Raw genomic sequence first — 18,288 nt, 5'->3', positions numbered from 1 at the left:
TTAAACTGTCGCTCCTTTCCGCCATTAAGCGCGCCCGCTTTTCAAGCCAGCCGGGTAGCCAGCCAAAAAATGATGACCGAGCTCACATTAAGCGGATAAACAAGGCTCACCAATTTAATTTGTTGTCATATAACTTTACACTGGGAATGTTAATTATCCGTTAATCAGGTGTGTTAAGAATGACTACCATAGCTACGGCTACGCTGCCGGAAGGCGTACAGCTCCCTCAATATGACCGCAGCCAGCTGCGTTCGCGTATTGTGCATTTTGGTTTCGGCGCGTTTCATCGCGCGCACCAGGCGCTCCTCACCGATCGGGTGCTTAACGCCGGCGGCGGGGACTGGGGGATTTGTGAGATCAGCCTGTTCAGCGGCGATCGGCTGATGAGCCAGCTTCGCCAGCAGGACCACCTGTTTACCGTGCTGGAAAAAGGCGCCGAGGGCAATCAGCCAATCGTGGTCGGCGCCGTCCATGAATGCCTGAACGCAAAACTGGATTCGCTGGCCGCGATTATTGAGAAATTTTGCGAACCGCAGGTCGCCATCGTCTCTCTGACCATCACCGAAAAAGGCTACTGCATCGATCCGGCCAGCGGCCTGCTGGACATGACGCAGCCGCGCATTATCCACGATCTGCAAAACCCGACGCTGCCGCAATCGGTTCCCGGCATTCTGGTCGAAGCCTTATCGCGCCGCCGTCAGCGTGAACTACCGCCGTTTACCGTCCTCTCCTGCGATAACATCCCCAACAACGGGCATGTGGTGAAAAACGCCGTGCTGGGAATGGCCGAAAAACGGAGCCCGGAGCTGGCGCAGTGGATCGCCGAGCGCGTCAGCTTTCCCGGCACCATGGTTGACCGCATTGTGCCAGCCGCCACCGATGAATCGCTGGCGGAAATTAGCGCCGCGTTGGGCGTAGAAGACCCCTGCGCTATCAGCTGCGAACCCTTTATTCAGTGGGTTATCGAAGATAACTTCGTTGCCGGACGCCCGGCGTGGGAAATCGCGGGCGTTCAGATGACCGATGACGTACTGCCGTGGGAACAGATGAAGCTGCGGATGCTCAACGGCAGCCACTCGTTCCTCGCCTGGCTTGGCTATCTGGCGGGTCATGCGCATATTAGCGACTGCATGCAGGATCCGATTTTCCGCAGCGCCGCCTACCGCCTGATGCTTGACGAACAGGCGCCGACCTTATCTATCCAGGGCGTGGATCTGACGGCGTATGCTGACAGCCTGATCGAACGCTTCAGCAATCCGGCGCTGAAGCATCGCACCTGGCAAATCGCCATGGACGGCAGCCAGAAGCTGCCGCAACGTATGCTTGACGGTATTCGCGTCCACCTTGCGCAAGGCAGCCACTGGCCGCTGCTGGCGCTCGGCGTCGCGGGCTGGATGCGCTACGTCAGCGGTATTGACGATGGCGGAAATGCGATTGATATTCGCGATCCGCTGGCCGATAAGATACAGAAACTGGTCTCCGCCAGCGATGAACACCAGCGCGTGGCGGCCCTGCTTACGCTTGAGGAGATCTTCGGCCGCGACCTGCCGCAGGATCCGCAGTTTGTCGCTTACATCACCGCCGCATGGCATCAGCTTGCCGCCTTTGGCGCGCGTCAGGCGATTGCCGGCACGCTGAACGCTTAACAATAACTGCCTTTTAGCGGACAGAATCCCCTTCTGTCCGCGCTAAGTCTTCTCTTTCTCCCTTTTTTTCGTCAGGATAGGCGTAACTGTTACAACATTACATTTATCCTGGAGAAAAAGTGACCAAAACCAACTTGATCACGGGGTTTCTCGGCAGCGGCAAAACCACGACGATTCTGCATCTGCTGGCCAATAAGCCCGCGGATGAAAAATGGGCCGTGCTGGTCAACGAGTTTGGTGAAGTGGGTATTGACGGCGCGCTGCTGGCGGAAAGCGGCGCGCTGCTCAAAGAGATCCCCGGCGGCTGTATGTGCTGCGTAAACGGCCTGCCAATGCAGGTCGGGCTCAATACCCTGCTACGCCAGGGCAAACCCGATCGCCTGCTGATAGAACCCACCGGGCTGGGCCATCCTAAACAGATCCTCGATATGCTGACCGCCGCGGTATACGAGCCGTGGATCGACCTGCGCGCTACCCTGTGCGTGCTGGACCCGCGCCAGCTGCTGGACGAAAAAGCGGTGACCAACGACAACTTTCGTGACCAGCTGGCGGCCGCTGACGTTATTATCAGCAATAAAGCCGACCGCTCGACGGAGGAGAGTCAACGCGCCTTTGCCGCATGGTGGCAAGCCTACGCAGGCGATCGCCGATTCGTCAGCGCTACGCGGGGTAATATCGACCCGGCGCTGCTTGATTTACCGCGCCGCAACCTTGCGCCGCTCCCCGCCAGCGCCGAACACGCCCACGGCCACGAGCAGAAACAAGGCCTTGCGGCACTGAGCCTCCCCGCCCATCAGCGCTGGCGCCGCAGCCTCAATAGCGGTCAGGGCTATCACGCCTGCGGCTGGATTTTTGACGCTGAAACCGTTTTCGACACCGTTGCCCTGCTCGAATGGGCGCGCCTGGCGCCGGTCGGGCGCGTCAAAGGCGTTATGCGCATTGCGGAGGGGCTGGTACGGATCAATCGTCAACAGCTTGATCTGCATATTGAGACGCAGAACGTCTCCCCACCCGACAGCCGCATCGAGCTGATTGCCGATACTGAGACGGACTGGAACGCACTGCAGGCCTCCTTGTTGAGGATTCGTTTAAGTTAAGACGGCTATGGTTGCCGTCGTTTACCCAATACATGATAGTTATGATTAAAAATCGAATTCCCCTTATCCTGCTGCTGAACGCGGCGGGTATAGCGCTTTTTTGTTCATGGTACCTTCCCGTTAACCATGGTTTCTGGAATCCGCTGGACTCAGCGATCTTCTATTTCTTTAATCACCTGGTTGGCGTGAGCACCGCCTATACCTGGCTGCTGGCGATTATCAATAACCGCGCCTTTGACGCCTGCTCGCTACTGGCGATGGGCAGCCTGATGCTGAGCTTCTGGTTCAAAGAGCAGAGCGCCGGACGCCGCCGGGTGATTATCATCGGCCTGGTGATGCTGCTAGCTGCCGTCATTATCAATCAGCTGGCCCAGCACCTGATGCCGGTTAAGCGCGCCAGCCCTTCGCTCTCTTTTACCGACATCACCAAAGTGAGCGATGTGATCTCATTCCCCACCAAAGACGCTTCAAAAGATAGCTTCCCGGGCGATCACGGGATGATGCTGCTGATATTTGCGTCATTTATGTGGCGTTATTTTGGTCGCCGGGCGTTTGCTATCGCGCTGGTGATATTCGTGGTGTTCGCTTTCCCACGCGTGATGATTGGCGCCCACTGGTTTACCGATATTGCAGTCGGCTCATTAACGGCGGTGCTCATTGGCGCCCCCTGGGTATTGATGACCTCATTGAGCGATAAGGTTATTGCCTTATTTGAGCGCCACCTTCCGGGTAGAAAAGCAAAAAATTAAATCTATCTTTACAATTAATTAATATCATTCATAAGGGATCGTTCTGGGTCCCTTTTTTTGCCCGCGCCTGTTTTCTCATCACGTATCATCTTCCTGTCATATTAATCATCTTAAAAATGAGTAAATTGCGTATTTTTTACCCACCACTGCCGCTATTTTGTCCTTTGCCGATGATTCACTTTTTGTCGCAAAAATACTTATAAGAAAATGCGTAAAACCGCTCGCCATCCCCCGGTTGATCGGGTAACCTCAATCTCGTTTTGCCTCGTCAGCAACATCAATTCATAGAATGAATAAATTTGTGCGTGACTCCACAGTTTTATGCTTACGGAATTGTCTCATTGCGACCAGGTAATTAGGCTCTAACACGTTTGGCATTTTTTATAACGACATTGTCGTTAAGGACAACAAGGGATAACACACAGCATGGTCAAATCTCAGCCGATTTTGAGATATATCTTGCGGGTCGCCCCCGCGATTGCAGTTGCGGTTCTGCTTTCCGCGTGTAGTTCAAATAGTACCGCCAGAAATATGCATTCTGAGACGCTTGCTGTGGGTAGTGGCGATTTATCATCACTGCAAGCCTCTCAGGATGAATTTGAAACGATGGTCCGCAACCTGGACGTGAAGTCCCGCTTGATGGATCAGTATGCCAGCTGGAAGGGCGTGCGTTACCGCCTCGGCGGCAGCACCCGTAAAGGCATCGATTGTTCCGCCTTTGTGCAACGGACTTTCCGTGAACAGTTTGGCCTGGAACTGCCGCGCTCCACTTCAGAGCAGCAGGATTCCGGAAAATCGATCAGCCGCGCCCAGCTGCGTACCGGTGATTTAGTTCTGTTCCGCGCCGGCTCCACGGGCCGCCACGTTGGTATCTATATCGGCAACAATCAGTTTGTTCATGCATCCACCAGCAGCGGTGTGACCATTTCAAGCATGGATGAGCCATACTGGAAAAAGCGCTATAACGAAGCGCGACGCGTTCTGAGCCGTTCGTAATCGTCTTCTGCCGTTGGTTAATCCCTTGGCCAACGGAAGAAACAAAAAAACACTGCCGAGGCGGTGTTTTTTTTTGCTCGCCAGCCAATAAACTTCGTAAAATAAGCTATGTCTTTAAGCAGGGATAGAAAAAGCGTTTTTCTATCAGCCCTTTGGCGCACATCAACAATACGGACTGACTATATAGCCTATGCCTACCCGTCACCTCGCTCCCCGGCGAAAAAACTGGCTGACCAGTATATGTATTGGAATAGCCGTCGCCCTGCTGGCCGGTAGCATCCAGTTTATGGTGATTTATCACAACCGGGCGGAGCGTTTTGACGTCATTATTAACAACGTCCATACCTATCTGCAGGACTATTTTCACGATTTAAATCAGACTATCCACGGCCTGCAGCCGCTGGTCGATGAGCCATGTGAGAACGTTGCCTCAGGCTTAACCGCCCATGCGGCCTTCAGCCCAAACGTACGCGCCGTCCTGCTGGTCAAAAATGGCCTCGCGTTTTGTTCCTCCGCTACAGGCGCGATGAGTACGCCCTTAACCCAGCTCATACCGCAGCTTGATGTTACTCAAGCGGTCGATATGGCGATTCTGCCCGGGACGCCAATGATGCCCAAAAGCGCCGCGCTGGCGTTGTGGGTTCGTAGCCCCCACGGCGGGAAAGACGGTATTTTTGTCTCGATTAATGCCAACCTGACGCCCTATATCCTCTATTCAGCGCGACAGAATGATTTCAGCGGCCTGGCGCTGGCCATTAAGGACGTCGCCATCTCTACCTTCAGTAACCAACTCATCGACCCGCAGACCCTGCTCTCGCCGCCCATTCGCCAGACGCAAATTGACGGCTTGCCGCTGAAAGTCTATCTCTACGCCAACAGCTGGCTGGCGGAGAATACGCAGTTCGCTCTGCTACTGGGTGTCGTGTGCGGACTGCTGGCCGGGCTTTTAAGCTACTACGTCCTCACCATTAAGTCGGACCCGCGTAAAGAGCTTCTGCTGGCCATCAAAAACGATCAGTTTTACGTGGTCTATCAACCGGTGGTGAGGTCAGAGACGCTACAAATCAGCGGCGTTGAGGTGCTGATGCGCTGGCGGCATCCGGTGGCCGGCGAGATCCCTCCCGATGTCTTTATCAACCTTGCAGAAACCCAGCAGATCATCGTTCCGCTTACCCGCCATCTCTTAACGTTGATTGCGCAGGATGCGCCTGTTCTGCAAACGCTCCTGCCCGCCGGAAGCAAGCTGGGGATCAATATTTCCCCCATTCACCTACACGCCGGGAGCTTTCAGCAGGATCTGCAGCGATTTACCGCCGCTATGCCGACCGACCATTTTAGCGTGGTGCTGGAAATCACCGAGCGCGCGATGATCGATAAAAATCGTTCCTTAGAAAACTTCGACTGGCTGCACGAGCAGGGTTTTGAAATTGCGATAGATGATTTCGGTACTGGCCATAGCGCGCTAATTTATCTGGAACGCTATAACTTTGATTACCTGAAGATAGACCGCGGCTTCGTACAGGCTATCGGCACGGAGACCGTGACCTCGCCGGTGCTGGACGCGGTTATCACCCTAAGCCGCCGGCTGAAGCTCACCACCGTCGCCGAAGGCGTGGAAACGCAGGAGCAGGCGGAATGGCTGCGCGATCATGGGGTAAATTATTTGCAGGGATACTGGCTAAGCCGGCCGCTGACGCTGGAAGCGCTGATCGCCGCCCATGATGAACCGGCGAAATATTTCCCAACCCGCTAAGGGTCCTTTATTATTTGCTATCAGAGGCCGGGCCGTTTCAGGCCCGGCATGGGAGGACGAGATCCTGGTTATTTTTGCGCGCATCAGCCTGATACTGCTGGCCTTATTTAGCCTGCAGAGCCAGGCGCAAACCATTAAAGAGAGCGACAGGTTCGCGATTATCGGCGAGCCGAAATACGCCGCAGGCTTTACCCATTACGATTATGCCAATCCCGCCGCGCCTAAAGGCGGCGCAATTACCCTCGCCGCCATCGGTACCTTTGATAATTTCAACCGCTACGCCCTGCGCGGCAACCCGGGTATTCGTACCGAAAGCTTATACGATACGCTCTTCACCACCTCTGACGATGAGCCCGGCAGCTACTATCCGCTGATTGCCGAGCATACGCGCTACGCCGATGATTTTTCGTGGATGGAGATTACGCTCAATCCGCGCGCCCGCTACCACGACGGCAGCCCCATCACCGCCAGCGATGTCGCGTTTACCTTCCAGAAGTTTATGACCGAAGGGGTACCGCAGTTTCGCCTCTATTATAAAGGCACCCGCGTAAAAGCCATCGCTCCGCTCACCGTGCGCATTGATTTAGCCGCCCCGGGCAAAGAGAACATGCTTAGCCTGATGACGCTGCCCGTTATGCCGGAAAAATACTGGAGGAATCATAAGCTCAGCGACCCGCTCTCTGCGCCGCCGCTGGCCAGCGGCCCGTATCGCATCACCGCCTGGCGCATGGGCCAGTACATTACCTACTCGCGGGTAAAGGACTACTGGGCTGCCGATTTGCCGGTCAACCGCGGGCGCTGGAATTTCGACTCGCTGCGCTACGACTATTATCTGGATGACAACGTTGCTTTCGAAGCCTTTAAGGCCGGCGCCGTCGACCGCCGCGAAGAGAACGTTGCCAAAAACTGGGCGACCCGCTACGTTGGACGCAACTTTACCCACGGCTATATCGTCAAAGACGAATACACCAACACTTCGGCGCAGAACACGCAGTGGCTGGCGTTTAATATTCAGCGCCCGGTATTTTCCGACCGCCGGGTGCGCGAAGCCATCACCCTCGCCTTTGATTTTGAATGGATGAATAAGGCGCTGTTCTATGGCTCCTACAGCCGCGCCAACAGCTTCTTTCAGAATACCGAATACGCGGCGCGCGATTATCCGGATGCCGACGAGCTGGCGCTGCTGACGCCGCTGAAAAAAGAGATCCCGGCCGAAGTCTTCACGCAGATATACCGGCCGCCAATTTCCAGCGGCGATGGTTTCGCTCGCGCAAACCTGCTGAAAGCGGATGCCATCCTTAACCAGGCGGGGTGGATAGTGAAAAACCAGCGCCGGGTGAATGCGAAGAGCGGCAAACCGTTACGCTTTGAGCTGCTGCTTCCCTCCGGCAGCAGCGATCGCTGGGTCCTGCCCTTTCAGCACAATCTTCAGCGGCTCGGCATCGTTATGGATATCCGCCAGGTCGACAACTCCCAGTACAGCAATCGCAAGCGCAGTCGGGATTACGACATGATGCCAAACGTCTGGCGCGCCACGCCCTGGCCCGACACCGGCCTGCAAGTCTCCTGGGACTCCCAATATATTAACTCCAGCTACAACGCCTCTGGGGTCCAAAGCCCGGCCGTCGACCAGCTCATCGCGCAGATTATTCGCTGGCAGGGTAATAAAGAAAAGCTGCTGCCGCTGGGCCGGGCTCTCGACCGCGTGCTGACGTGGAACTATTACATGCTGCCGATGTGGTATATGGCCCAGGACCGAACCGCATACTGGGACAAATTCTCCTTCCCGCAGACCCGCGCGATCTACTCCTCCGGTTTCGAAAACGGGTGGTACGACGCAAGCAAAGCGGCCAGACTCCCCGCGGACAGACGCTAAGGAATTAAGATGGGTGCATATCTGCTCCGCCGACTACTGCTCATCATCCCCACCCTGTGGGCGATTATCACCATTAACTTTTTTATTGTGCAGATTGCGCCCGGCGGCCCGGTCGATCAGGCGATTGCGGCGATTGAGTTCGGCGATCGCGGCGGCTTGCCCGGCGCCGGTGACGGCGGGATGGCCGCCAGCCATGCGCGTACCGGCGTCAGCAACATCAGCGATGGGCACTATCGCGGCGGGCGCGGGCTGGACCCGGAAGTGATTGCCGAGATAACCCACCGCTACGGCTTTGATAAGCCTCTGCACGAGCGCTATTTTAAAATGCTCGGAGATTACCTGCGCTTTGATTTTGGCGATAGCCTGTTTCGTAGCTCATCGGTGCTGCAGCTGATTAAAGACAGCCTGCCGGTCTCTATCACCCTGGGCTTATGGAGTACGCTCATTATCTATCTGGTGTCGATTCCGCTGGGGATCCGTAAAGCGGTCAGCAACGGCAGCCATTTTGACGTCTGGAGCAGTACGCTGATTATTATCGGCTATGCGATCCCAGCGTTCCTGTTCGCCATTTTGCTGATCGTTATCTTTGCCGGCGGCAGCTATTTCGATCTCTTTCCGCTACGCGGGCTGGTGTCCGCCAACTTCGACAGCCTGCCGTGGTACCAAAAAATCCTCGACTATCTCTGGCATATCACCCTACCGGTGCTGGCAACGGTGATCGGCGGTTTTGCCGCCCTCACGATGCTGACCAAAAACAGCTTTCTTGATGAGATCCGCAAGCAGTACGTGGTTACCGCCCGCGCCAAGGGGGTAAGCGAAAAGCAGATCCTCTGGGGACACGTGTTTCGCAACGCGATGCTGCTGGTGATCGCCGGTTTCCCGGCTACCTTTATCAGCATGTTTTTTACCGGCTCGCTGCTGATTGAAGTCATGTTCTCGCTTAACGGACTGGGGCTGCTGGGCTATGAAGCCACCGTATCTCGCGATTACCCGGTCATGTTCGGCACGCTGTATATTTTTACCCTGATTGGCCTACTGCTGAATATCATCAGCGATATCAGCTATACGCTGGTCGATCCGCGTATCGATTTTGAGGGCCGCTAATGTCATTTTTTAGTCCCGTCAATCAGGCCCGCTGGGCGCGTTTTCGCCACAACCGCCGCGGCTACTGGTCGCTATGGATCTTTTTAGCGCTTTTCGCCTGTAGCCTGTGCGCCGAGCTGATTGCTAACGATAAGCCGCTACTCGTCCAGTACCGCGGCAGCCTCTACGTCCCGCTCCTGAAAAACTACAGCGAGACCACCTTCGGCGGCAGCTTTGCCACCGCCGCCGACTATCAGGACCCGTGGCTGCAAAAGCGGCTGGACGATAACGGCTGGGCCCTGTGGGCGCCGGTTCGGTTCGGCGCGACGACCATAAATTTCGCCACCGATGCGCCCTTCCCTTCGCCGCCGTCAGCCCAGAACTGGCTTGGCACCGATGCCAACGGCGGGGACGTGCTGGCGCGAATTCTGTACGGTACGCGCATTTCCATTCTCTTTGGTCTGCTGCTGACCTTCTTCTCCAGCGTGCTGGGCGTGATGGCCGGCGCCGTTCAGGGCTATTACGGTGGAAAGATTGACCTCTGGGGACAGCGGTTTATCGAGGTATGGTCGGGAATGCCGACGCTGTTTCTGATTATCCTGCTCTCAAGCGTTGTGCAGGCCAACTTCTGGTGGCTGCTGGCCATTACCGTGCTGTTCGGCTGGATGACGCTGGTCGGCGTCGTCCGCGCCGAGTTCCTGCGCACCCGTAACTATGATTATATCCGCGCCGCGCAGGCGCTTGGCGTCAGCGATCGCGCGATTATTCTGCGCCATATGCTGCCTAACGCCATGGTCGCCACCCTGACCTTCCTGCCGTTCATTCTGTGCAGTTCGATAACCACCCTGACCTCGCTCGATTTTCTCGGCTTTGGCCTGCCGCTGGGCTCTCCTTCGCTGGGTGAACTGCTGTTGCAGGGTAAAAACAACCTTCAGGCGCCCTGGCTGGGCATCGCCGCCTTTCTGTCGGTGGCGGTGCTGCTGACGTTATTGATTTTTATTGGTGAGGCGGTTCGCGATGCCTTTGACCCAAGCAAGGCGGTGTAGCATGACGCAACCTCTGTTAGATATCGATAACCTCTCCATCGCCTTTCGCCAGCAGGGAGAAACCACCTCCGTCGTCAGCGAACTGTCGCTGCAGATTGCCGTCGGCGAGACCCTGGCGCTGGTCGGCGAGTCCGGCTCCGGTAAGAGCGTAACCGCGCTATCGGTGCTGCGGCTGCTCCCGTCGCCGCCGGTCAGCTATCCCACCGGCGATATCCGCTTTCACGGTCAGTCGCTGCTGCACGCGGATGAGCGCACCCTGCGCGGCGTGCGCGGTAACCGCATCGCGATGATCTTCCAGGAGCCGATGGTTTCGCTTAATCCGCTGCATACCCTGGAAAAACAGCTGTACGAAGTGCTCTCCTTGCATCGCGGGATGCGTAAAGAAGCGGCGCGCGGAGAAATCCTCGACTGCCTGGAGCGCGTCGGGATCCGCAATGCGCCCCGGCGGCTGGCTGACTATCCGCATCAGCTGTCCGGCGGCGAGCGCCAGCGGGTGATGATCGCCATGGCGCTATTGACCCGCCCGGAGCTGCTTATCGCCGACGAACCCACTACCGCGCTGGACGTCTCGGTGCAGGCGCAAATCCTCACGCTACTGCGCGAGCTGAAGCAAGAGTTAAATATGGGGCTGCTGTTTATCACCCATAACCTGAGCATCGTTCGTCAGCTCGCCGATCGCGTCGCGGTGATGCAGAACGGCCGCTGCGTCGAACAAAACGGCTGCCAGGCGCTGTTTTTCGCCCCCGAACACCCTTATACCCGCCGCCTGCTGGACAGCGAGCCGTCGGGCGATCCCGTCCCGCTCGCGCCCGATGCCCCGGTATTACTGCGGGCGGAAAACTTGAGTATCGCCTTTCCGATACGTAAAGGTCTGCTGCGACGGGTTGTCGATCATAACCGCGTCGTTAATGCCGTCAGTTTTCATTTGCGCGCGGGAGAAACGCTGGGGCTGGTCGGCGAGTCAGGATCGGGCAAAAGCACCACCGGGCTGGCGCTTCTGCGTCTGATTCATTCCGCTGGCGCGATCGCCTTTGACGGTGAGGCGCTTCAGGGACGCAACCGTCAGCAAATGCTGCCGCTGCGTCGCCGCATGCAGGTGGTGTTTCAGGACCCTAACTCATCGTTAAACCCGCGGCTCAACGTGCTGCAAATTATTGAAGAGGGACTGCGCGTTCATCAGCCGACGCTCACGCCCGCCGAACGGGAACAGGCGGTGATTCAGGCGATGCAGGAGGTAGGTCTCGATCCGCAATCCCGGCATCGCTACCCTGCCGCCTTCTCCGGCGGCCAGCGTCAGCGCATCGCTATCGCCAGGGCGCTGGTCGTCAAACCGCAGCTTATTGTGCTGGATGAGCCCACCTCATCGCTGGATAAAACCGTGCAGGCGCAAATCCTCGCGCTGCTGAAGGCGTTACAGCAAAAGCATCAGCTGGCCTATATTTTTATCAGCCATGATTTACGCGTCGTACGGGCGCTGTGTCATCAGGTGATGGTGCTGCGGCAGGGAGAAGTCGTCGAGCAGGGTGAGTGCGAGCGCGTATTTACCGCTCCGCAGCAGGAGTATACCCGTCAGCTGCTGGCGTTGAGCTGACGGTCAGAAGGGGTTGTTGCCGGAGAAGGGTTCAGCAATCGCCACGCCGAAATTTTTCAGGCGACAGGTCGCGGCAAATTCGTCCTGACGGTTAACAAACAGGCACGGTTCCCCTTCGCATTCCACGACAGAACTGTCGACCTCGATGTCGCTAAGGGCCTGGCTGAGTTTATGCATGACCGGCCACGCGCTTTCGCCATCGGGGCTGAGTAGTTTCAACGCCACGAGGCTGTTTTCACTCTGCGAGCCGTTTTGCGGAATCGGTTCAACTCTTGAACCTGCAAAACCGGCCAGCCAGCGATAGCTCTGCGGCAGACGGTGTACGATAGAGAGTTGCAGTGTATTCACGTGTTTACCCCGGAAGCAAAATACTTCACAATAATTTTACATCAATACTAACACATTATTGACAACTAGTCCTGATCCTGCACAGAAAACGCTTACACCAGTGGCATAGCCGTGTTATTGGTTTGTAATGTAAAAGTTTATAATTGTGCAGGTGGAACATCTTCGGGCTATATGTACCCGTTTCTGTGATCTAAAACAACTTTTTTATCGCAATCATGCGACTTTTAGAGCGATTTGATTTTACATAAAATAAACAAATTACTGAACTGAGAAGCCGGCTTCGGTTGATATGCATCAAAAAAAGGGGCGATATCGCCCCCTGAAAGTCGCTTAGCGCGCGGCTTTGCGCCGTCGGCTAGCGTAGAGATAAAAGAGAATGGAGCTGCTGGCGCAGAAGGCGATGGAAATCAGCATTGGCCAGGCGGTGGTAAACGTTGCCATCGATAGCAGCGCGCCGACAATGGCGCCAATGCCGAAACGGAAAGTGCCTGCCAGCGAGGAAGCGGTCCCCGCCATATGCGGAAACTCATCGAGAATCACCGCCATCGCGTTGGAAGAGACCATCGAAACGCAGCCGATGAACGCCGCTACGCCAAACACCAGCGCCCAAAAACCCACGTCAAACAGCGCGCACACCACCATCCATACCGCCATGGCAAACTGGATCCATAGCCCGGCGCGGAACATATTCAGCGCCCCAACCCGCCGCACAAACCGGCTGTTGATCATGGTCATGACAAACAGGAAGACGACGTTCAGCGCAAAATAGTAGCCAAAGTGCTGCGGGGAAACGTGGTTAATATTGATATACACAAACGGGCCGGCGCTCAGAAACGAGAACATCCCGGCGAAGCTAAAGCCGCTTGCCAGCATATAGCTGAGCACCCGCTTATGGCGAAACAGGGTCGCGAAGTTGCCTAGCGTAGTACGAATGTGAAACTTCTGCCGGCGTTCCGGCGGCAGGGTCTCGCTAATAAAGAACGCGATCATCGCCGAGGCTAAAAGAGCAGCCAGCGCGAGGATCCAGAAGATCGCATGCCAGCTAAACCACACCAGTACAGCGCCGCCGACCATCGGCGCCACCAGCGGCGCGACGGTCGTCACCAGCATGACGAACGACATCATCCGCGAGAACTCTTCTTTGGGATAGATATCGCGCATCAGGGCGTTAATCACCACGCTCGCCGCCGCGGCCGCCAGACCGTGGAAAAAGCGCATGGTAATCAGCATATCGATAGTCTGCGACAGCGCGCAGGCCACCGCCGCCGCGGCAAAAACCAGCGTACCGCCAAGAATAACTGGCTTACGCCCTAAGCTGTCCGCCATCGGGCCATACAAGAGCTGGCCGAGGGCAAAGCCCAGAATATAGGTGCTCAACGTCATCTGCGCGCTGCCGTCCGGCACGTTAAACTGCGCCGCGATCACCGGCAGCGCCGGAAGATACATATCAATCGACAGCGGCATTAACATCGCCAGCAGGCCAAGAATAAACACAATCCCTAATGAAGAATTCTGCTTTGCCGTCACGTTTTACTCCGCGCATGTTGGCCGCCGACGCTGGCAATTTCAGCTTCCGTCAGCGGACGATACTCACCGGGCGCCAGCGCCGCATCAAGCGCAATGTCGCCAATACGTTCGCGATGCAGGCCCACTACATGGTTACCCACCGCGGCAAACATTCGCTTAACCTGATGATAGCGCCCTTCGCTAATGGTCAGGCGGACCACGGTCGGGGTCACGACTTCCAGCACCGCCGGTTTGGTCAGCTCTTTCTCATTATGCAGCTGAACGCCTTTGGCAAACTGCTCGGCGGTCGTCTCGTCAACCGGGTTTTCCAGCGTCACCAGATAGGTTTTTTCACAATGATGGCGAGGAGAAGTAATGCGGTGAGACCACTGACCGTCGTCGGTCATCAGCACCAGCCCGGTCGTGTCGATATCCAGGCGACCCGCGGCATGCAGCTTGTGCGCCACCGGCACGTCGAGGAAATAAAGCACCGTCGGATGATCCGGATCGTCGGTGGAACACACGTAACCCTGCGGCTTGTTAAGCATAAAGTAGCGCGGGCCGTTCTGCTGAACCAGCGTATTGCCGTCGTACTCGACGTCGTGCTCCGGCAGAAGCTTGAAGGAAGTGTCTTTTACAATGTCGCCGTCCACGGTAACGCGGCTGCCGCGGATTTCACGCCCGGCAATAGCCCGGCTAACGCCAAGTTGCTGAGCGATAAACTTATCAAGTCGCATGAGATTTTTTTAGCCTGTAAGAGTGCTGGAGCGGGCAACGCGCCCGAAAAAGAAGAATTTCATAGGTAGTATAACGAGCTATTAACACCACTCAAGGGAAAAGATTCGTGGCATACTATTCGCGAGTTAATTAACCGCTATAAATTCATGACCTTTACACTACGTCCCTACCAAAAAGAAGCGGTCGACGCCACGCTCGCCTGGTTTCGCCGCCACCATGAACCCGCCGCGATTGTCCTGCCGACCGGCGCAGGTAAAAGCCTGGTCATCGCCGAACTGGCGCGCCTGGCGCGCGGTCGGGTACTGGTGCTGGCGCACGTTAAAGAGCTGGTGGCGCAGAACCACGCCAAGTATTGCGCGCTCGGCCTGGAGGCGGATATTTTCGCCGCGGGCCTTAAGCGCAAAGAGAGCCACGGTAAAGTGGTCTTTGGCAGCGTGCAGTCGGTCGCCCGCAACCTTGACCAGTTTCAGGGGGAGTTTTCGCTGCTGATTGTCGACGAGTGCCACCGCATCAGCGACGATGATGACAGCCAGTACCAGCAGATCATCAGCCACCTTCAGCAGGTCAATCCGCATCTGCGCCTGCTGGGGCTGACCGCCACGCCTTTTCGCCTCGGTAAGGGATGGATTTACCAGTTCCACTACCACGGCATGGTGCGCGGCGATGAAAACGCGCTGTTTCGCGACTGCATCTACGAGCTGCCGCTGCGCTATATGATTAAGAACGGCTACCTGACGCCGCCGGAGCGGCTGGATATGCCGGTGGTTCAGTATGACTTCAGCCGTCTCCAGGCGCAAAGCAATGGCCTGTTCAGCGAGGCCGACCTGAACCATGAGCTGAAAAAACAGCAGCGCGTCACGCCGCATATCGTTAGCCAAATCGTCGAGTTCGCTCAAACGCGTAAAGGGGTGATGATTTTCGCCGCCACCGTTGAACATGCCCGTGAAGTGACCGGGTTACTTCCGCAGGGCGAAGCGGCTTTAATTACCGGTGAAACGCCGGGGCCGGAGCGCGATCGCATCATTGAAGCGTTTAAAGCCCAGCAGTATCGCTATCTGGTCAACGTCGCGGTACTGACCACCGGCTTTGATGCGCCGCATGTCGATCTGATCGCCATCCTGCGCCCGACCGAGTCGGTGAGTCTTTACCAACAGATCGTCGGCCGCGGCCTGCGCCTGGCGCCGGGTAAAACCGACTGCCTGATCCTTGATTACGCCGGGAATCCGCACGATCTCTATGCTCCGGAAGTGGGGACGCCGAAAGGAAAAAGCGACAACGTGCCGGTCCAGGTGTTTTGCCCGGCATGCGGGTTCGCCAATACGTTCTGGGGGAAAACCACCGCCGACGGCACGCTGATTGAACACTTTGGCCGTCGCTGCCAGGGCTGGTTTGAAAATGACGAAGGCCATCGCGAGCAGTGTGATTTTCGCTTTCGCTTCAAAAACTGCCCGCAGTGCAACGCGGAAAACGATATCGCCGCCCGCCGCTGCCGCGAGTGCGATACCATTCTGGTCGACCCCGATGACATGCTGAAAGCCGCGCTGAAGCTAAAAGACGCGCTGGTGCTGCGCTGTAGCGGAATGGATCTGCAGCACGGCGCGGATGATAAAGGCAGCTGGCTGAAAATCACCTATTACGATGAAGATGGCGCGGACGTCAGCGAGCGCTTCCGCCTGCATACCCCCGCCCAGCGCACCGCCTTTGAGCAGCTCTTTATCCGCCCGCACACCCGAACGCCGGGCGTGCCGCTGCGCTGGATAACGCCCGCCGATATCATCGCCCAGCAGGCGCTGCTGCGCCATCCGGACTTTGTCGTGGCGCGCATGAAGGGGCAATACTGGCAGGTGCGGGAGAAAGTATTTGATTATCAGGGCCGATTTCGCCGGGCCAATGAATTGCGCTAATCCTCCGCGCGCCTGAGGTTTTGGTTGCCGCAAAAACGTATGGCAGCTATAATGCCGCCCGCTTTTGCATTCGCAAAGCAGATAATCTGCCTGCTGCTGGGTCGCCTGTAGCAGGATTTATATATAGAGAGACATCAATGTTTACTATCAATGCAGAATTACGTAAAGAGCAGGGTAAGGGTGCGAGCCGCCGCCTGCGTGCAGCTAACAAATTCCCGGCCATCATCTATGGCGGCGAAGCTGCGCCAGTAGCAATCGAACTGGATCACGACAAAGTGTGGAACATGCAGAACAACGCTGAGTTCTACAACGAAGTTCTGACCCTCGTTGTTGATGGCAAAGAAGAGAAAGTTAAAGCTCAGGCTGTTCAGCGCCACCCGTTCAAGCCGAAGCTGACTCACATCGACTTCGTTCGCGCTTAATCGCCGACTGAAAGTTGTATGGCAAACGCCCCGCTCCGCAAGGTTCGGGGCGTTTTGTTTATCAGGCTAACAGCGTTGCCGCATTCAGCGCCAGATGCTGCAGCAGCATAATCGTTTTCGCATCGACGATTTCCCCTTCGCCAATAGCCCGCAGCGCTTTTTCCAGCGGCCACTCCAGCACCTCGATATCTTCCCCTTCCGTCGCCAGGCCGCCACCGTCGCCGCGCCGATCGTCGGCAGAGTATTCGGCGATGAAAAAGTAAAGCTTCTCCGTCACCGAACCGGGGCTCATGTAAGCGGTGAATACCGGCTCAATCCGCGTGACGCGAAAACCGGTCTCCTCTTCGGCTTCGGCAACGATGCGCGCCTCCGGCGAAGCGTTATCCAGCAGTCCGGCGGCGGCTTCGATCAAAAATCCATCATGACCGTTAATCCACACCGGAAAGCGAAACTGGCGAACCAGCACTACCGTTTGCTTTTCGCGGTTGTAGAGTAAAATCACCGCGCCGTTGCCGCGGTCGTAAGCTTCCCGACTCTGCTCCTGCCAGCGTCCGTCCCGGCGCAATAGTTCGAAAGTATATTTCTTGAGCGTATACCAGTTGTCCGATAACAGCGTTTCGCGGATATGGCGAACGCGCGGTGCGTCAGCGTGCATGTTTTTCCCCTTTTAGGTGACAGAGAGCAACATAACATGCATAATCGTGCACAAACAAGATCAATCATGAAGGTGTTTTGATGCTCGCCAGCCAGAGAAAACAGCAAATTTTGCAGATCCTCGCCGAGGAAAAACAGGTGATGTCAGGGGATCTCAGCCAGCGCTTTAGCGTCTCAGAAGACTCCATTCGCCGGGATCTGCGGGAGCTGGCCGCGGAAGGCAAACTGCAGCGCGTCCACGGCGGCGCGCTGCCGGTTTCCGAAGCCATCGCGCCCATTGAAACAAGAAAGAGCGTGCAAATGGCCTCAAAGCAGACCATTGCCCAGCGCGCGGTAGAGCTCATTCAACCCGGCCAGGTGGTGATTATCGACGGCGGCACCACCACCGGAGAGATGGTGCGCCTGCTGCCGGCTACCCTCGCGTGTACGGTGGTCACCCACAGTCCGGGGATCGCCGTCGCGCTGGTGGATAAACCGTTGATCGAGGTGATTTTGATTGGCGGCCGGTTGTTTAAACATTCGGTGGTCAGCGTCGGGTCCGCTGCCCTGGAAAGTATTTCCCGCATCAATGCCGATCTGTTTTTTATGGGCGTCACCGGCGTTCACCCGCGGGCGGGATTCACCACCGGCGATTATGAAGAAGCGGGGATCAAGCGCGCGCTGGCGACGCGGGCTGCCGAAACGGTGGTGATGGCGTCACAAGAGAAGCTGAACTCCGCGTCGGCTTTTGCTATCGGCGGGCTGGGTCTGGTCAGTACGCTGATCGTGGATACGACGTTAGACGAGACGCTGCGCCAGCAGTTAGCCATCGATGGCGTAGAGATCGTCTGCGCCGGATAGCTCAGGCCCAAGGCTAAAAAAATCCCGACCCGGCGTCGG

Annotated in this window: 16 protein-coding genes; 12 read left to right on the top strand and 4 right to left on the bottom strand. The window is 56.7% G+C overall.

Annotation, left to right across the window (positions count from 1 at the left end; translation table 11 throughout):
• Positions 1–179: 179 nt before the first annotated feature.
• The 9 genes from GUC22_RS07860 to yejF all read left to right on the top strand — a co-directional run bounded on the left by GUC22_RS07860 (position 180) and on the right by yejF (position 11,837).
• Positions 180–1,646, top strand: a complete 1,467-nt coding sequence (locus tag GUC22_RS07860; protein ID WP_049131229.1) for a mannitol dehydrogenase family protein — start codon at positions 180–182, stop codon at positions 1,644–1,646.
• Positions 1,647–1,765: 119 nt separating this feature from the next.
• Complete coding sequence (locus tag GUC22_RS07855) at positions 1,766–2,743, top strand: CobW family GTP-binding protein (protein WP_024359216.1); 978 nt, start codon at positions 1,766–1,768, stop codon at positions 2,741–2,743.
• 35 nt (positions 2,744–2,778) lie between these two features.
• Positions 2,779–3,492 carry a phosphatase PAP2 family protein gene (locus GUC22_RS07850; protein WP_024359217.1) on the top strand — a complete coding sequence of 238 codons (714 nt, stop codon included), beginning with the start codon at positions 2,779–2,781 and terminating at the stop codon, positions 3,490–3,492.
• Positions 3,493–3,918: 426 nt separating this feature from the next.
• The gene (gene mepS, locus GUC22_RS07845) at positions 3,919–4,488 is read left to right on the top strand and encodes a bifunctional murein DD-endopeptidase/murein LD-carboxypeptidase (RefSeq protein WP_004122922.1); all 570 of its coding nucleotides are present in this window, start codon (positions 3,919–3,921) and stop codon (positions 4,486–4,488) included.
• Between the two features lie 190 nt (positions 4,489–4,678).
• Entirely contained in the window at positions 4,679–6,241 is a 1,563-nt protein-coding gene (locus tag GUC22_RS07840) for a cyclic di-GMP phosphodiesterase (RefSeq protein WP_024359218.1), read from the top strand.
• Between the two features lie 70 nt (positions 6,242–6,311).
• Positions 6,312–8,117: an extracellular solute-binding protein gene (locus GUC22_RS07835; protein WP_049131241.1), complete on the top strand. Its 1,806-nt coding sequence runs from the start codon at positions 6,312–6,314 to the stop codon at positions 8,115–8,117.
• 9 nt (positions 8,118–8,126) lie between these two features.
• The gene (locus GUC22_RS07830) at positions 8,127–9,221 is read left to right on the top strand and encodes a microcin C ABC transporter permease YejB (protein WP_004122930.1); all 1,095 of its coding nucleotides are present in this window, start codon (positions 8,127–8,129) and stop codon (positions 9,219–9,221) included.
• A complete protein-coding gene (locus GUC22_RS07825; RefSeq protein ID WP_004132447.1) occupies positions 9,221–10,246 on the top strand; it encodes an ABC transporter permease in 1,026 nt (341 codons plus the stop codon). Before GUC22_RS07830 ends, GUC22_RS07825 begins: the two co-directional genes overlap by 1 nt.
• Before the next feature lies 1 nt (position 10,247).
• Positions 10,248–11,837: a microcin C ABC transporter ATP-binding protein YejF gene (gene yejF / locus GUC22_RS07820; RefSeq protein ID WP_024359221.1), complete on the top strand. Its 1,590-nt coding sequence runs from the start codon at positions 10,248–10,250 to the stop codon at positions 11,835–11,837.
• 3 nt (positions 11,838–11,840) lie between these two features.
• On the opposite strand, the gene GUC22_RS07815 is transcribed toward yejF, so the two are convergent.
• The 3 genes from GUC22_RS07815 to rsuA form a co-directional block, all read right to left on the bottom strand.
• A complete protein-coding gene (locus GUC22_RS07815) occupies positions 11,841–12,185 on the bottom strand; it encodes a YejG family protein (protein ID WP_004133916.1) in 345 nt (114 codons plus the stop codon).
• A gap of 330 nt (positions 12,186–12,515) precedes the next feature.
• Positions 12,516–13,712 carry a Bcr/CflA family multidrug efflux MFS transporter gene (locus GUC22_RS07810; RefSeq protein ID WP_004122939.1) on the bottom strand — a complete coding sequence of 399 codons (1,197 nt, stop codon included), beginning with the start codon at positions 13,710–13,712 and terminating at the stop codon, positions 12,516–12,518.
• Positions 13,709–14,428 (bottom strand): 16S rRNA pseudouridine(516) synthase RsuA, encoded by a 720-nt coding sequence (gene rsuA, locus GUC22_RS07805; RefSeq protein WP_098066637.1) that lies wholly within the window; start codon positions 14,426–14,428, stop codon positions 13,709–13,711. The genes GUC22_RS07810 and rsuA overlap by 4 nt, the downstream gene beginning before the upstream one ends.
• Before the next feature lie 147 nt (positions 14,429–14,575).
• On the opposite strand from rsuA, the gene GUC22_RS07800 reads away from it, so the two are divergent.
• Entirely contained in the window at positions 14,576–16,333 is a 1,758-nt protein-coding gene (locus GUC22_RS07800; protein WP_049088483.1) for a DEAD/DEAH box helicase, read from the top strand.
• A gap of 137 nt (positions 16,334–16,470) precedes the next feature.
• Positions 16,471–16,755, top strand: a complete 285-nt coding sequence (gene rplY / locus GUC22_RS07795; RefSeq protein ID WP_004122948.1) for a 50S ribosomal protein L25 — start codon at positions 16,471–16,473, stop codon at positions 16,753–16,755.
• A 61-nt stretch (positions 16,756–16,816) separates the two neighbouring features.
• Here rplY and GUC22_RS07790 read toward each other — a convergent pair whose 3' ends face one another.
• Complete coding sequence (locus GUC22_RS07790) at positions 16,817–17,410, bottom strand: NUDIX domain-containing protein (protein ID WP_004133905.1); 594 nt, start codon at positions 17,408–17,410, stop codon at positions 16,817–16,819.
• An 80-nt stretch (positions 17,411–17,490) separates the two neighbouring features.
• On the opposite strand from GUC22_RS07790, the gene GUC22_RS07785 reads away from it, so the two are divergent.
• The gene (locus GUC22_RS07785; RefSeq protein ID WP_004133903.1) at positions 17,491–18,249 is read left to right on the top strand and encodes a DeoR/GlpR family DNA-binding transcription regulator; all 759 of its coding nucleotides are present in this window, start codon (positions 17,491–17,493) and stop codon (positions 18,247–18,249) included.
• Positions 18,250–18,288 lie beyond the last annotated feature (39 nt).

This window comes from Klebsiella sp. MPUS7 (assembly GCF_009905335.1).
Lineage (GTDB): Bacteria > Pseudomonadota > Gammaproteobacteria > Enterobacterales > Enterobacteriaceae > Klebsiella > Klebsiella grimontii.
Note: the sequence above shows the minus strand (reverse complement) of the source record. Positions and strands in the feature narration are given on the sequence as shown.

Excerpts from the sequence above, each read along its gene's own strand:
- GUC22_RS07860 (WP_049131229.1), top strand. The coding sequence starts at position 180 with ATGACTACCATAGCTACGGCTACGCTGCCGGAAGGCGTACAGCTCCCT.
- mepS (WP_004122922.1), top strand. The coding sequence starts at position 3,919 with ATGGTCAAATCTCAGCCGATTTTGAGATATATCTTGCGGGTCGCCCCC.
- GUC22_RS07840 (WP_024359218.1), top strand. The coding sequence starts at position 4,679 with ATGCCTACCCGTCACCTCGCTCCCCGGCGAAAAAACTGGCTGACCAGT.
- GUC22_RS07830 (WP_004122930.1), top strand. The coding sequence starts at position 8,127 with ATGGGTGCATATCTGCTCCGCCGACTACTGCTCATCATCCCCACCCTG.
- GUC22_RS07825 (WP_004132447.1), top strand. The coding sequence starts at position 9,221 with ATGTCATTTTTTAGTCCCGTCAATCAGGCCCGCTGGGCGCGTTTTCGC.
- yejF (WP_024359221.1), top strand. The coding sequence starts at position 10,248 with ATGACGCAACCTCTGTTAGATATCGATAACCTCTCCATCGCCTTTCGC.
- rsuA (WP_098066637.1), bottom strand. The coding sequence starts at position 14,428 with ATGCGACTTGATAAGTTTATCGCTCAGCAACTTGGCGTTAGCCGGGCT.
- GUC22_RS07800 (WP_049088483.1), top strand. The coding sequence starts at position 14,576 with ATGACCTTTACACTACGTCCCTACCAAAAAGAAGCGGTCGACGCCACG.
- rplY (WP_004122948.1), top strand. The coding sequence starts at position 16,471 with ATGTTTACTATCAATGCAGAATTACGTAAAGAGCAGGGTAAGGGTGCG.
- GUC22_RS07790 (WP_004133905.1), bottom strand. The coding sequence starts at position 17,410 with ATGCACGCTGACGCACCGCGCGTTCGCCATATCCGCGAAACGCTGTTA.
- GUC22_RS07785 (WP_004133903.1), top strand. The coding sequence starts at position 17,491 with ATGCTCGCCAGCCAGAGAAAACAGCAAATTTTGCAGATCCTCGCCGAG.